This is a genomic window from Pseudomonas sp. VMV1 (assembly GCF_056790235.1).
In genome coordinates, this window is sequence record NZ_JBXGSE010000002.1 from 848,888 (window position 1) to 863,610 (window position 14,723).

Here is a 14,723-nt window from a genome sequence, read left to right on the forward strand (position 1 = left end):
CTTTGTCTCGCTCGACACGCGTGGGCGACCTGCCGTCAGTGCGACGTGCAGCCAGAGGCGTAGTGCATGATCTGGTCCTGGGACGTGGCCTGGGTCTCGACGTCACCGGTCAGGCGGCCTTCGTGAAAGACCAGGATCCGATCGCTCATGCCCAGCAGTTCGGGCAGCTCCGAACTGATCAGGACGACGCCGATACCCTGGGCGGCCAGTTGGTCCATCATTTCGTAGATGGCGTACTTGGCGCCGACGTCGATGCCCCGGGTGGGCTCGTCGAAGAACATGATCCTGGCATCCCGGAACAGCCATTTGCCGATGATGATCTTTTGCTGGTTGCCGCCCGAGAGGTAGCGGGTGACCTTGTCGATCGAGGGCGTGCGAATGTCCAGCCGCCGCACGTAGTCCTGGGCGACCCGCGTCTCCTCGCCGAAGCGGATGAAGCCCAGCGGCCCGCAGAGAGCATCCAGATTGGCCAGGGTCAGGTTGTGCGCCAGGGTCATCTTGACCGCCAGGCCGTCCTTCTTGCGGTCTTCGGACAGGTAGGCGATGCCTTCATCGATGCCGTCGCGCGGCGTGCGGATAGTGACCGCGCGGCCGTTGATCTCCACCTCGCCGGCATCCAGCCGGTCGGCGCCAAAGATCGCCCGGGCGATCTCGGTGCGCCCGGCGCCCATGAGACCGGCGAAGCCGAGGATCTCGCCGCGGCGCAATTCGAAGCTGATGTCCTGGAAGACCCCCTTGCGGGTCAGGCCTTGCGCCCGCAGCAGTACCTCGCCGGTAGGCACCGAGGTGCGCGGCGGGAATTTCTCGTCGAGGGAGCGCCCGACCATGCCCGCCACGATGGCGTCGACACTGGTGTCGGCAAAGCGCTGGGTGGAGACGTAGCGGCCGTCGCGCAGAATGGTCACCCGGTCGACGATGTGGCGCATCTCGTCCAGCCGGTGGGAGATGTAGAGCATGCCGACGCCGCGCGCCTTGAGGTCCTGGATGACCTTGAACAGCGCTTGAGTCTCGCTTTCGGTCAGCGAGGAGGTCGGTTCGTCGAGGATGAGTACCCGGGCGTCCAAGGACAGCGCCTTGGCGATCTCCACCATCTGCTGCTGGGCCACCGACAGCTTGGCCACCGGGGCGCGGGGGCTGATGGCCACGCCCAGGCGGGCTAGGCAGGCTTCGGTGTCCGCCTGCATCTTGCGTCTGTCGATCAGGCCGAAGCGCACCGGCTCGCGGGCCAGGAAGATGTTTTCCGCCACCGTGAGGTGGGGCACCAGGTTGAGTTCCTGGTGAATGATGGCGATGCCGACATGCTCGGCTTCCGACACGGACTTGAAGTGCCGCTCTTCGCCGAGGTAGCGGATCCGACCCTCGTCCGGCGGCTGCTGGCCGCTGACGATCTTCATCAGGGTTGACTTGCCGGCGCCGTTCTCGCCGCAGATGGCGTGGACTTCGCCCGGGTAGAGGCTGAGGCTGACGTCGTCGAGGGCCACGACGCCGGGAAAGCGCTTGGAAATGTTTTCGAGCGTCAGGCAGGGCGAGGGCGCGGGCGGTACGGGGCCGCCACCTTCGCCGCGGGGCGATGGGGTATCCAGCATGGTGCTCTCTCTTGTTGTTGTTTTAGGGTCGTTGCCCTATGTGAGATCCATGGCAGGGAAGCTACACCCCCGTTCGGATATCTGGCAAGACCAATTGGATTTTTTCAAATTGGTCTTGCCAAATTGCAGCTTGGTTGGTGAAAGCCTTGTTGCGCAGGGCAGGCGATGGGTGACGGATGGACCAGGCGTTCAGGACGGCGCGGCTTGGTGGAGGACTGGCGCTGGAGGGAGACGGGAAAGGTAGACCAGCAGGCGTAGCGTCTGGTCCATCTGAAGTGTCTGGGGAAAGGCGCTTTGGGTGGCCCGCGTTATTCAGGCCGGGCCACCGACCGAGATGTCCTAGCGCACCGGCGCAGCCGCCGCGGCGCGCCCCGGGCGGGCGTCGCGGAAGGTGACCAGAAAGGCCAGCAATACACCCAGGGAGAACACCGCCGGGAACAGCCAGATGCCTTGCCAGTCATGGCCGGTGCCGCTGGCATAGTGATCCGAGACCATCCCGGCGACCCAGAAGCCGACCAGCATGCCCACGCCATAAGTGGCCAGGGTGATCAGGCCCTGGGCGGCGCTCTTGTTCGCCTCGCCGGCCTTGGCATCGGTGTAGATCTGGCCGGAGACGAAGAAGAAGTCGTAGCAGACGCCGTGCAGGGCGATGCCCAGCAGCAGGTAGGCGAGGGCGTCACCTTGGGCGCCCAGGGCGAAGCAGCCATAGCGTACGGCCCAGGCGAGCATCCCCACCAGCAGGGTCCGCTTGAGGCCGAAGCGGCGGATGAACAGCGGCAGCAGCAGCATGAAACCGACTTCGGACACCTGGCCCAGGGTCATCATGCCGGTGGGGTTGGCGACCCCCAGTTCGGCCAGGAAGAGGTTGGCGTTCTGGTAATAGAAGGCCAGCGGGATACAGATCAGCACCGAGGCGGCAAAGAAGACGGCGAAGCTGCGGTCCTTGAGCAGGCGCAGGGCGTCCAGGCCGAGCATCGCGCCCAGTCCGCCACGGGTGGCCGGCAGCGGCGCGGTGCGCGGCAGGCTGAAGCTGTAGAGCCCGAGGATGAGGGAGGCGCCAGCACCGAGCAGGAAGGTGTTGCGCAGGGCGCCGGCGGCGATGCCGGTGCGGCTGTCCCAGGCGAAGACAAAACTGATGGCCAACCCCGCGGCGATCCAGCCCAGGGTGCCCCAGACGCGAATCTTGGCGAACTGGCGGGCCGGATCGGCCAGATGACGGAAGGCCACCGAGTTGGCCAGTGCCAGGGTCGGCATGTAGCAGAGCATGTAGGCCAGCACCAGCGGATAGAAGGTGGCGAAGTCGGCGGCCGCATAGAGCTGGTAGAGCAGGACCGCACCGACCAGGTGCAGCAGGCCGAGGATGCGCTCGGCATTGAAATAGCGATCGGCGATCAGGCCCACCACGAAGGGCGCCAGGATCGCCCCCCACGACTGGGTGGCGAAGGCCTGGCCGATCTGGCCGCCATTGGCGCCGAGGGTGTTGCCAAGAAAGGTGGCGAGGGTGACGAACCAGCTGCCCCAGATAAAGAACTGCAGGAACATCAGGGTGCTCAGGCGTAGCGAAAGTGCGTTCATCGTCGATTCCTTGTTGTGGGTTATGTGACGAAAAAACGAGGTGGGGCTGCTACTGCAGGCCAAGCATCCGCCGATTGCGCGCCGGATCGGCGTCGCTGCCGGCGAAGTCGTCGAAGGCGCGAGTGGCCGGCTGGATCAGATGACGCTCGATGAAGGGTGCGCCTTCGGCAGCGCCCTGGGCCGCATCCTTCAGGCAGCACTCCCATTCCAACACCGCCCAGCCGTCGAACCCGTACTGGGTGAGCTTGCTGAAGATGGCGCCGAAATCGATCTGGCCATCCCCCAGGGAGCGGAAGCGACCCGGGCGCTCGGCCCAGTCCTGGTAGCCGCCATAGACTCCGCTGCGGGCGTCGGGACGGAATTCCGCGTCCTTGACGTGGAACATGCCGATGCGCGCGTGATAACGGTCGATGAACCCCAGGTAGTCCAGCTGCTGCAGCAACAGGTGGCTGGGGTCATAGAGGATTCGCGCCCGGGGATGGTCGTCGACCGCCGCCAGAAAGCGCTCGAAGGTGGCGCCGTCGTGCAGGTCCTCGCCCGGATGCAGTTCGAAGCACAGGTCCACGCCTTCTTCGCCGTAGACGTCCAGGATCGGCCGCCAGCGCTGTGCCAGCTCGGCGAAGCCTTCGTCCACCAGGCCGGCCGGACGCTGAGGCCAGGGATAGACATAGGGCCAGAGCAGGGCGCCGGAAAAGGTCGCCACGGCCTTGAGGCCGAGGCGCCGGCTGGCCTTTGCGGCCAGCTTGAGCTGCTTGACCGCCCAGGCCTGGCGTTCATCCGGTCGGCCGCGCAGGGCCGGCGGGGCGAAGCCGTCGAAAGCCTCGTTGAACGCCGGATGCACCGCCACCAGCTGCCCCTGCAAATGGGTGGACAGCTCGCTGATAGCCACGCCTGCCGCGGCGCACTGGCCAAGTAGCTCGTCGCAGTAGTCCTGGCTGGCGGCCGCGCGTTCGAGGTTCGGGCATTGATGGCCCAGCGTCGGCAGCTGGATGCCCCGGTAGCCCAGGTCTGCCGCCCAGCGCGCGAGATGGGGCAGGGTGTCGAAGGGCGGCTGGTCATCGAGGAACTGGGCGAGAAAGATTGCCGGGCCCTTGAGCCCTGGGCGAGAGGTAGCGGCCATGGTCAGGCTCCTAGGGTCGGTAGTGGCGTCCAGGCACCCTGGCGCTGATGGCTGGCCAAGGCGGTTTCGATAAAGGCCAGGCCGCGCCAGCCGGTGGTGATGCCGGGCAGCCCCGCGGCGGGATCCGCCGGATCGCGGATGGCGGCGGCCAGGTCGCGGTAGAGATTGGCCAGGGCTTCCAGGTAGCCCTCCGGATGGCCGGCCGGCAACCGCAGCCGCTGCTGGGCACTGGCGCTCAGCCAGGGCTGGCCGAGACCCGCGCGCAGCGTGCGGGGCGGCTGGTCGAGACTGCGCTGCAGGAGGCTGTTGGGCTCCTGCTGATGCCATTCCAGGCTGCCCTGCTTACCATAGAGCCGGATGCGCAGGCCGTTTTCCTCGCCTACACAGACCTGGCTGGCCAGCAGACTGCCGCTGGCACCCTCGGTGGTCTCGAACAGCACCATGACATCGTCGTCCAGGCGCCGGCCGGGCAGGTGGCTGCGCAGGTGGGCGCTGAGCCGGGAGATGCGCTGGCCGCTGATGAACTCGGCGAGACTGAAGGCGTGGGTGCCGATGTCGCCCAGGCAACCGCCCGGGCCGGACGCGGCCGGATCGTCGCGCCAGGTCGCCTGCTTGTTGCCGGTGGCGGCAAGGTCCTGGGCGAGCCAGCCCTGCGGATATTCCACATGGATCTTGCGCAGGGCGCCCAGCTCGCCGCGGGCGACCCGCTCGCGGGCTTCCCATACCAGGGGATAGCCCAAATAGGTGTGGGCCAGGGCGTAGCGCAGGGGGAGCGCGGCCAGGGTCTCCGCCAGGTGCTGCACCTGCGCCAGCGAGGTGCCGGCGGGCTTTTCGGAAAAGACGTGGAAGCCCGCGGCCAGGGCGGCCTCGGCGATGGGGACGTGCAGGTCGTTGGGCGTGACGATCACCAGCAATTCGACGCGCTGCTCGGCTGGCAGCTGGCGTTCTCCAGCCAACAGCGCCTCCCAGGACGCATAGACCCGTTCAGGTGCCAGGCCCAGCTCGCGGCCCGAGGCGGCATTGTTGCCGGCATCGCGGCTGAAGGTGCCGCAGACCAGCTCCAGCGCGCCATCCAGCGACGCCGCGCGACGATGGGCGGCGCCAATGAAAGCGCCCTGGCCGCCGCCGATCATGCCGTAGCGAATCCTGTGGCTGGTATGAGGCTGCATCCCCTGATCCTCTGGCTGCTATCGCACTAGGTGTAACCGGTTACATTTTTTCGGCATTTGGCGGCCGTTGGCGGATTTAGTCAAGTGCCGCTCAGGCGTATGGCTTGCCTGGCGGATCGCCTTTGCGCACAGTGGCAACCTTTCCATCGCTTACCGAGGCTGCATGTCCAATATTCGCCGGGTTGCCGAATTGGCCGGGGTATCAGTGGCGACCGTGTCGCGCACCCTGAAGAATCCCGACGTCGTGGCGCCTGCTACCCGCGAGCGCGTGCAGGCCGCCGTGGCCGCTGCCAACTATCGGCCCAACGGGATGGCCGTGCAGTTTCGCTCCCGCCGCACCAGCAACCTGGTGGTGCTGGTTCCGCTGATCGCCAACAGCTTCTTCGCCCGGGTCATCGCCGGCATCCAGCACGCGGCCCAGGCGGCCGGTTATCGGGTGCTGCTGTGCGATACCGCTGGCGACGAACGCCGCGAGCGCGAATACGCCGAACTGGTCTATGCGCGTCAGGCCGATGGGGTGATCCAGCTCCGCGCTTTCGATCCCTTTGCCGGCCAGGGCGACATACCGCCGGTGGTGAATGCCTGCGAAGTGCTCGCCGAGCACACCTGGCCCAAGGTCCGGCTGGACAATCGCGCCGCCGCGCGCTGCCTGACCGAGCATCTGCTGGCGCTCGGACACAGGCGCATTGCCCTGATCAAGGGGCCGGAAGACAGCCCGCTGACCCTGGAACGGCTGGCCGGCTACCAGGAGGCGCTGACGCAGGCTGGCATCGCCCTGGATCCTGGTCTGCTGCACGAAGGCGACTTCACCCTGGCCGCGGGCGCCGCCGCGGCCAAGGCACTGCTGGCGCTACCCGAGCGCCCGACCGCGCTGTTCTGTTGCAGCGACGAGATGGCGATCGGAGCGCTGCAGGTCCTGCGGCGCTCCGGGTTGCGTGTCCCGGAAGACATCTCCCTGGCGGGGTTCGACGACATCGCCTTCGCCGCCTACACCGAGCCGCCACTGACCACCATTGCCCAGCCGGCGGAGGCCTTCGGCCAGCGCGCGGTGGCCATGCTGCTGGAGGTGCTCAACGGGGGCACGCCGGCTGCGCGAGAGGTGGTGTTGCCCTTCGAACTGAAGGTGCGGGGAAGCACCGGTGTATGTGGGTGAGCGCAGCTCTCCACCCATTGGGCGCTTGCCAGCAGTAGGCGTGAGCGAAGGCGGGCGCCGTCGCGGAACAGTCCTGGGCCGACCGGAGCAGTGAAGGCCGTCCGCAGGGCTTGCCATGCCTAGGCGGGATCACTCCGGATGCCGCAGCACCTCCGCGATAGCCGAGGCGACATGATCAACCCGTTCAGCGGTCAACCCCGCCACACAAAGCCGGCCATTATCGACCAGATAGATGCCGAAATCCTGCCGCAGGCGTTGCACCTCGGTCCTGCCCAGACCTGTATAGGAAAATAGCCCGCTGTGGCTGCGAATCCGCTCACCGAGTGACCGGTCCGCGTGACCAAGGGCAGTCGCGAGCAGCTCGCGCATGGCGGAGGTGCGCTGGCGCATGTCATCCACGTCGGCTCGCCAGAGATCGGCGAGCTCGCTGCCCAACACCAGGTCCACCAGTTGCGCGCCATGCCGCGGGGGGCTCGAGTAGTTTCGTCTCACCGTGGCTTGCAGCTGGCCCAGCGCCCGGGCTGCCATTACCGCCGAGGCGCAGACCACGGACAGGGTGCCGACCCGCTCGCCGTACAGCGAAAAGTTTTTCGAGCAGGAATAGCTCACGAGAAAGGTCAGGCCCGCGCGCTCCATTTCCCTGATGACGAAGGCATCTTCTTCCAGCCCAGTGCCGAAACCCTGATAGGCGCAGTCGACGAAGGCGATGAGCTCGCGCTCGGCCAGCACCTGGATGACCTTCCGCCATTGGGCGGTGGTGAGATCCAGGCCCGTGGGATTGTGGCAGCAGGGGTGGAGCAGGATGATGCTCCTGGCAGCGAGGCCGCTGAGGGTGTCGAGCATGTCCTGGAAGGCAAGCTCGGCGGAGGACGGGCAGTAATAGGGGTATCTGCTGACCGCGAAGCCAGCGCCTTCGAAGAGGGCGACATGATTGTCCCAGGTGGGATCGCTCACCCAGACGCCGGACCCCGGAAACCACCGCCGCAGGAAGTCCGCGCCTATCTTGAGCGCGCCCGATCCGCCGACGGTCTGGATGGTAGCCACGCGGCCATCCGCCAGTGCCGGGCTGGCATCGCCGAACTGCAGGCGCTGAGCATTCAGTCGAAAACCTTCGTGGCCCTCCATGGGCAGGTACATCGACGGGGCCAGCGCTGTTTTTCGCAGATGCTGGTCGGCTGCCGCCACGGCCCGCAGGACCGGTAACCGGCCGGATGCGTCCGTGTAGACCCCGACACTCAGATTCACCTTCTCAGGTCGGCGGTCCTGCTGATAGGTCCTGATCAGGGAGAGGATGGGATCGCCCTGGTACTCGGTCAGGTGTTCGAACATCGTTATCCATTACCTGATCAATGAGATTTCCGGTCTCGCCGCCGCCAGTACCTGGCGCCACGCCGAGCGGCGGCCTTCGCTCGTCACATGCCAAGTCGCTGGAAGACATGGACGTTGCCTTTATCGACGCGAAGGGTAGCACCGCTCCGAATGGAGCATTCGGAGCAGGCAGGCCTAAAAAAACCATATCAGCAGCGATCTCGATCTTCAGGCAGCGGCTGCCCAGGACACGCCTCATTGCGGAAGCCTGTAGTCAGTCAACTGAAATCCAGTACGCTGTGGTGCCACGGTAAAACGAACAACAACGAGGAGGGGGCATGAACATAACGGGCATGCTGGTACTTGCAGGCTGCTACCTGTTGGGGTCCTGTATTGCCGGCTATGTGAGTGGCATCCCGGCCAGTGTCATCGGGATATTCATTCTGTTCGGCATGTTATTGCTGCTGCGAAGAGTGCCCGAAGGGGTGGATGCCATGGCTGGCAGTCTGCTTCGCTACCTTCCGTTGATGCTCGTGGTGCCGGCTGTTGGAATCATCGATGTCGATACGCTGGAAGTGACGGTCTGGCTGCGTCTGCTGCTGGTGATCGCGTTGTCCCTGGTGGTGACTGTTCCGCTGTGCGGCTTGCTGCTGCAATACCTGATAAGAAGAAAGACCGATGCCTGATCCCTATCTGGCGCCGTTACTGGCGTTGTCCGTGACGCTTGCTGCCTACCAGATGGCGTTGCTGCTGCAGCAGCGCCTGCGTCTGGTGATGCTGCAACCGGTGCTGATCACCACGGCGCTCGTCGCGAGCCTGCTCTGGGCTGCCAGCGTGCCCTATGAGCACTATCGCAGCGCGAGTGGCACGCTTTCGCTGTTGCTGGGGCCTACGACCGTAGGGCTGGCCGTGCCCCTCTACCGGAATATCCAGCGCGTGATCTCCCTATCCGGGCCGCTTTTGATCACGCTGTCCGTGGGTGGCATCGTGGGGGTGACCTTGACCCTGGCCTTGGGTTGGCTGTTCGGTTTGTCCCCGACCCTGTTGATGAGCCTGGCGCCGAAATCGGTGACCATGCCTATCGCCTTGCCCCTGTCCGGACATTTCGGCGGGCTGGTGTCCTTGACCGCCGTGATCGTCATGCTGACCGGCGTCATCAGCACGACGCTGGCCCTGCCGCTGCTCAAGCTGTTCAAGGTTGAAGATCCAGCGGCCAGAGGCCTGACCCTGGGCATGAACGGACACGCCATAGGCACGGCGCATGCACTGCGCGAAGGCCAGGAAACGGCCGCCTTTTCGGCACTCGGCATGATTCTCCTGGGGATAGCCACGGCGGTCCTGTTGCCGGTCGCGCTCGCGGTCTGAACACGGATCTCCCGTTGCGGATTCGCGAGCGATCTCGATGTGCGGCTGACCAGCAGGCCGGATCGGCGTTGCGCCCTCGCAACGACGGTCAGGGCCGCGACCGGCCGAGGCTCAGGTGTGGCAGGCCGCTTCGATCCGCGCCCTGAGCAGCTCTGCCAACTGGTCGAAGAGGATCTGCACCGAGCGCAGCGACAGGTTGTCCGGGCGGGTCAGCAGCCAGATGTCGGTGTCGCAGTTGTCGAGCGCGGCGCTCAGGCGCTCGACGCCGTCCAGGCTGCTGATCATGAAGTCGGGGAGGGCACCCACGCCGAGCCCGGCGCCGACCAGGCTGCCCACCGAAGACATGCTGCTGCAGCGATAGCGGGGCGTGAGACTGGGATAGGCCTGGCGCAGCCAGGTGACCGATACATGATCGGCCAGGGAGTCATCGGGGTTGATCCAGGGCAGTTCGGTGGCGGCCCGGCCATAGCCGGCGCGATAGCGCTCATGCCCACAGACGAAATAGGAGCTGCGACCGAGGCGCCGCCCGATCAGGTGCTCAGGCGGCGCGTTCGACAACCGGAGGGCGATGTCCGCATCCCGTCTGCTCAGGCTGGCGAAGGTGTTGGAGGTGGCGACTTCCAGGGCGACCGCGGGATAGCGTGGCATGAGTTCGGCGAGCCCCGGCAGGAGCAGGCTGCGCAGCACCGCATCGGTGCAGGTCAGGCGCACGGTACCACTGATGACGTTCTCACCCTGGGCCAGGGCGATCCGCGCCGCGTCGAGCGCCTGTTCGGCGCGCTCGGCCTGTTCGGCGAGGGCCTTGGCGCTCTGGGTAGGGGTATAGCCGCGACGGTTCTTGTCGAACAGCGCGACCTGGAGATTGGCTTCGAGCTTGCGGATGGCGCGAAACACCGTGGAGACGTCCACCTGCAACTGCTCGGCCGCTCTGGCCAGGGTCCTGCCGCGCACCAGGGCGAGAACCAGCTTGAGATCGGCATGGCCTATCTGATATTGCATCGGTGCATTGTTCCTTTGCCGATTCGCCGATATGGGTTGCGCTTATGCCAATTTATACTGGCCCAGCCCCGCAAGGGCAATCAGGTGGAAGGGCGGACCTTGGCAGACAGGGTCGGCGCCTGCAGCAACCACCACCCACAGCCACGCTGCCAGACCCGCACGAGCAAGCACAACGAAGCGGGCCAGCGTCAAGGATGCCCCTCATGAATTCGATATCCCCCCGCGTCGTCCAGCTCACCGAAGCCAACGGCTTTCTCAAGGAGCACCCCGAGATCCAGTACGTCGATCTGTTGATCACCGACATGAACGGCGTCATCCGGGGTAAGCGTGTCGAGCGGGCCAGTCTGTCCAAAGTCTATGAGCGCGGCATCAACCTGCCGGCCTCGCTGTTCGCCCTGGACATCAACGGCTCCACGGTGGAAAGCACCGGCCTGGGGCTGCACATTGGCGATGCCGACCGCACCTGCTTTCCCATCCCCGGCACCCTGAGCTACGAGCCCTGGCAGAAGCGCCCGACCGCGCAGCTGCTGATGACCATGCACGAGCAGGACGGCTCGCCGTTCTTCGCCGACCCGCGCGAAGTGCTGCGGCGGGTGGTGAAAAAGTTCGATGACCTGGGCCTGACCATCTGCGCCGCCTTCGAACTGGAGTTCTACCTGATCGACCAGGAGAACGTGAACGGCCGGCCGCAGCCACCGCGCTCGCCGATCTCCGGCAAGCGGCCGGTCTCCACTCAGGTCTATCTGATCGACGATCTGGACGAATACGTGGATTGTCTGCAGGACATGCTCGAAGGTGCCAAGGAGCAGGGGCTGCCGGCGGATGCCATCGTCAAGGAATCCGCGCCGGCGCAATTCGAGGTCAACCTGCATCACGTCGAGGACGCCATCAAGGCCTGCGACTACGCGGTGCTGCTCAAGCGCCTGATCAAGAACATCGCCTACGACCATGAGATGGATTCCACCTTCATGGCCAAGCCCTATCCCGGTCAGGCCGGCAACGGCCTGCACGTGCACATCTCGCTGCTGGACAAGCAGACCGGGCAGAACATCTTCGCCACCGACGATCCGGAGCACCACGCGCCGCTGCGTCACGCCATCGCCGGCATCCTCGAAACCCTGCCGGCGTCGATGGCCTTCCTTTGCCCCAACGTCAATTCCTACCGGCGCTTCGGTGCCCAGTTCTATGTGCCTAACGCGCCGAGCTGGGGCCTGGATAACCGTACCGTGGCGGTACGCGTGCCCACCGGCAGCAGCGAGGCGATCCGCATCGAACACCGGGTGGCCGGTGCCGACGCCAATCCCTATCTGATGATGGCCTCGATCCTGGCCGGCATTCATCACGGCATGACCCAGCACCTGGAACCCTGCGCGCCCGTCAGCGGCAATTCCTACGAACAGCTCGAACAGAGCCTGCCCAACAACCTGCGCGACGCCCTGCGCTGCCTGGACGACAGCGCGGTGATGAACCAGTACATCAGCCCCGAGTACATCGACATCTTCGTCGCCTGCAAGGAAGCCGAGCTGGAGGAGTTCGAAACCACTATTTCCGATCTCGAATACAACTGGTATCTGCATACCGTCTGAGGAGCGTGACCATGACAATGCTGACGCAGCAGGACTGGGAGCAGCGCTACCAGCGGTTGACCGTCGAGTCCCGTGCCTTCATCGGCGGGACCTACCGCGATGCCCTGGGTGGCGCGACCTTCGAGGATTCGAGCCCCGTGGATGGTCGCCATCTGGCCCAGGTGGCCAGTTGCATGGCCGAGGATGCCGAGGCCGCTGTACAGGCGGCGCGGGCCAGCTTCGCCCGAGGCGACTGGGCGCACCAGGCACCGGCGCAGCGCAAGCGGGTACTCATCGCCTTCGCCGATCTGTTGCTGGCCCACGCCGAGGAACTGGCGCTGCTGGAAACCCTGGACATGGGCAAGCCCATCAGCGATTCCCTGGGTATCGATGTTCCGGCGGCGGCCAATGCCATCCGCTGGAGCGCCGAGGCCATCGACAAGGTCTATGACGAGGTGGCGCCGACCCCGCGCGATCAGCTCGGCCTGGTGACCCGCGAACCCGTGGGTGTGGTGGCCGCCATCGTGCCCTGGAATTTTCCCCTGATGATGGCCTGCTGGAAGCTGGGTCCGGCGCTCGCCACCGGCAACTCGGTGATCCTCAAGCCGTCCGAGAAGTCGCCGCTGACCGCCATCCGCATCGCCGGTCTGGCGCTGGAGGCGGGCCTACCCGCAGGGGTGTTCAACGTGCTGCCCGGCTACGGTCATACCGTCGGCCAGGCGCTGGCGCTGCACCCGGACGTCGACACCCTGGTCTTTACCGGCTCCACCCGTATCGCCAAGCAGCTGCTGGTCTATGCGGGGGAGTCGAACATGAAGCGGGTGTGGCTGGAGGCGGGCGGCAAGAGTCCCAACCTCGTCTTCGCCGATGCCCCGGATCTGGCCGCCGCCGCCGAAGCGGCCGCGGCGGCGATCGCCTTCAACCAGGGTGAGGTCTGCGTGGCTGGCTCCCGACTGCTGGTCGAGCGCTCGATCAAGGAGCGCTTCCTGGCGCTGGTGGTGGAAGCCCTGCGGGGCTGGGCGCCTGGCCATGCGCTGGACCCCAACACCCGCGTCGGTGCCCTGGTGGACGCAGGCCATCTACGTACCGTGCTGGGCTTCATCGAGGCGGGCCGCGCCGAGGGCGCCCGACTGGTGAGCGGTGGCGGCCAGGCCCTGGCGGAGACTGGCGGCAGCTACGTGACCCCGACCATTTTCGAGGGCGTGGACAACGCCATGCGTATCGCCCGGGAGGAGATCTTCGGCCCGGTGCTCGCCGTGATCGAATTCGACAGCGAAGAAGAAGCGGTGCGCATCGCCAACGATACCCCCTATGGCCTGGCCGCTGCCGTCTGGACGCGCGATATCTCGCGTGCCCATCGCGTGGCGAGGGCCTTGCGCGCCGGCAGTGTCTGGGTCAACCAGTATGATGGCGGCGACATGACGGCGCCCTTTGGCGGCTTCAAGCAGTCTGGCAATGGTCGCGACAAGTCGCTCCATGCCTTCGACAAATACACCGAACTCAAGGCGACCTGGATCAAGCTCTGAACAGGCGCGGCGACCCTGGCGGCGACGTCGGGGCGCAGGCAGAGGAATCACACCATGCAACAACACGTCGGTAGCTACTACGCAGCCTCCAGCAATCAGCCGGCTCCCTATCCCAGGCTCGAAGGCAGCGTCGAAAGCGACGTCTGCATCATCGGCGCCGGTTACACCGGGCTTTCCACCGCGCTCTTCCTGCTGGAGCACGGCTTCAGCGTGACGGTGCTGGAAGCGGCGCGGGTCGGCTTCGGCGCCTCCGGGCGCAACGGCGGCCAGATCGTCAACAGCTACAGCCGCGACATCGATGCCATCGAGCGACAGTTGCCCGCCAAGCAGGCGCAACTGCTGGGGGAGATGGCCTTCGAGGGCGGACGGATCATTCGCGACCGTATCGCCCGCTACAACATCCAGTGCGATCTCAAGGATGGCGGGGTGTTCGCCGCGCTCACGGGCAAGCAGCTGGGCCATCTGGAGGCCCAGAAAAAGCTCTGGGAGCGCTATGGCCATACCCAGCTGGAGCTGCTCGACGCGCGTGGCATTCGCGAGGTGGTCGGCACCGATCGCTATATCGGCGGCATGCTGGACATGAGCGGCGGTCACATCCACCCGCTCAACCTGGCCCTGGGCGAGGCGGCGGCAGTGGCCTCTCTGGGCGGCAAACTCTATGAGCAGAGTGCGGCCATCCGTATCGACCGCGGCGCCAACCCCGTGGTGCATACCGCCCAGGGTCAGGTGAAGGCGCGCTTCGTGGTGGTGGCCGGCAACGCCTACCTGGGCGGGCTGGTGCCGGAACTGGCCGCCAAGTCCATGCCCTGCGGTACCCAGGTGCTCGCCACCGAGCCGCTGTCCGAGGAGCTGGCGCGCAGCTTGTTGCCCCAGGATTACTGCGTGGAGGACTGCAACTACCTGCTCGACTACTTCCGCCTGAGCGCCGATCGGCGGCTGATCTATGGCGGCGGCGTGGTCTATGGCGCGCGGGATCCGGCCGACATCGAGGCCATCATCCGGCCAAAGATGCTGCAGACCTTCCCGCAGCTCAAGGACGTCAAGATCGACTTCACCTGGACCGGCAACTTCCTGCTGACGCTGTCGCGGCTACCGCAGGTGGGCCGCCTTGGCGACAACCTCTACTACTCCCAGGGCTGCAGCGGCCACGGCGTCACCTACACCCACCTGGCGGGCAAGGTGCTGGCCGAAGCTCTGCGCGGGCAGGCGGAGCGCTTCGATGCCTTCGCCGGCCTGCCGCACTATCCCTTCCCGGGCGGCCAGCTGCTGCGGGTGCCCTTTACCGCGCTGGGCGCGACCTACTACCAGTTGCGCGATCGCCTCGGTATCTGACCCTGTCCGCCCGCCTGATCCAGGC

The 14,723-nt window shown here is 65.9% G+C and carries 12 protein-coding genes; 6 read left to right on the forward strand and 6 right to left on the reverse strand.

The features are described 5' to 3' along the window. Nucleotides 1-35: 35 nt before the first annotated feature. From ACUCV0_RS09450 to ACUCV0_RS09465, 4 genes are all read right to left on the reverse strand, one after another. The gene (locus ACUCV0_RS09450) at nt 36-1,586 is read right to left on the reverse strand and encodes an ATP-binding cassette domain-containing protein (protein WP_313647313.1); all 1,551 of its coding nucleotides are present in this window, start codon (nt 1,584-1,586) and stop codon (nt 36-38) included. 339 nt (nt 1,587-1,925) lie between these two features. After that, nucleotides 1,926-3,161 (reverse strand): MFS transporter, encoded by a 1,236-nt coding sequence (locus ACUCV0_RS09455; RefSeq protein WP_313647314.1) that lies wholly within the window; start codon nt 3,159-3,161, stop codon nt 1,926-1,928. A 49-nt stretch (nt 3,162-3,210) separates the two neighbouring features. After that, nucleotides 3,211-4,281, reverse strand: coding sequence for a sugar phosphate isomerase/epimerase family protein (locus ACUCV0_RS09460; protein ID WP_271655154.1), 1,071 nt, complete (start codon nt 4,279-4,281; stop codon nt 3,211-3,213). 2 nt (nt 4,282-4,283) lie between these two features. After that, nucleotides 4,284-5,450, reverse strand: coding sequence for a Gfo/Idh/MocA family protein (locus ACUCV0_RS09465; RefSeq protein WP_313647315.1), 1,167 nt, complete (start codon nt 5,448-5,450; stop codon nt 4,284-4,286). A gap of 163 nt (nt 5,451-5,613) precedes the next feature. On the opposite strand from ACUCV0_RS09465, the gene ACUCV0_RS09470 reads away from it, so the two are divergent. Then, on the forward strand, nt 5,614-6,603 hold the full coding sequence (locus ACUCV0_RS09470) for a substrate-binding domain-containing protein (protein WP_313647316.1): 990 nt from the start codon (nt 5,614-5,616) through the stop codon (nt 6,601-6,603). A gap of 129 nt (nt 6,604-6,732) precedes the next feature. Here the strand turns inward: ACUCV0_RS09470 and ACUCV0_RS09475 are convergent, their stop codons facing one another. Continuing rightward, nucleotides 6,733-7,932: an amino acid aminotransferase gene (locus tag ACUCV0_RS09475; RefSeq protein ID WP_482212529.1), complete on the reverse strand. Its 1,200-nt coding sequence runs from the start codon at nt 7,930-7,932 to the stop codon at nt 6,733-6,735. Between the two features lie 317 nt (nt 7,933-8,249). Here ACUCV0_RS09475 and ACUCV0_RS09480 point away from each other — a divergent pair, with 317 nt between their 5' ends. Together ACUCV0_RS09480 and ACUCV0_RS09485 are read left to right on the forward strand one after the other, a co-directional pair. After that, nucleotides 8,250-8,597, forward strand: a complete 348-nt coding sequence (locus ACUCV0_RS09480) for a CidA/LrgA family protein (RefSeq protein ID WP_313647318.1) — start codon at nt 8,250-8,252, stop codon at nt 8,595-8,597. Beyond that, nucleotides 8,590-9,276, forward strand: coding sequence for an LrgB family protein (locus ACUCV0_RS09485; protein WP_313647319.1), 687 nt, complete (start codon nt 8,590-8,592; stop codon nt 9,274-9,276). Before ACUCV0_RS09480 ends, ACUCV0_RS09485 begins: the two co-directional genes overlap by 8 nt. 111 nt (nt 9,277-9,387) lie before the next feature. On the opposite strand, the gene ACUCV0_RS09490 is transcribed toward ACUCV0_RS09485, so the two are convergent. Then, nucleotides 9,388-10,275 carry a LysR substrate-binding domain-containing protein gene (locus ACUCV0_RS09490; RefSeq protein ID WP_313647320.1) on the reverse strand — a complete coding sequence of 296 codons (888 nt, stop codon included), beginning with the start codon at nt 10,273-10,275 and terminating at the stop codon, nt 9,388-9,390. 203 nt (nt 10,276-10,478) lie between these two features. On the opposite strand from ACUCV0_RS09490, the gene ACUCV0_RS09495 reads away from it, so the two are divergent. From ACUCV0_RS09495 to ACUCV0_RS09505, 3 genes are read left to right on the forward strand one after another with little or no spacing between them, the layout of a single operon-like run. After that, the gene (locus tag ACUCV0_RS09495) at nt 10,479-11,861 is read left to right on the forward strand and encodes a glutamine synthetase family protein (RefSeq protein WP_059315215.1); all 1,383 of its coding nucleotides are present in this window, start codon (nt 10,479-10,481) and stop codon (nt 11,859-11,861) included. Between the two features lie 11 nt (nt 11,862-11,872). Then, on the forward strand, nt 11,873-13,366 hold the full coding sequence (locus tag ACUCV0_RS09500) for an aldehyde dehydrogenase family protein (protein WP_313647321.1): 1,494 nt from the start codon (nt 11,873-11,875) through the stop codon (nt 13,364-13,366). Nucleotides 13,367-13,420: 54 nt separating this feature from the next. Further along, a complete protein-coding gene (locus tag ACUCV0_RS09505; RefSeq protein WP_313647322.1) occupies nt 13,421-14,698 on the forward strand; it encodes an FAD-dependent oxidoreductase in 1,278 nt (425 codons plus the stop codon). Nucleotides 14,699-14,723: the final 25 nt, after the last annotated feature.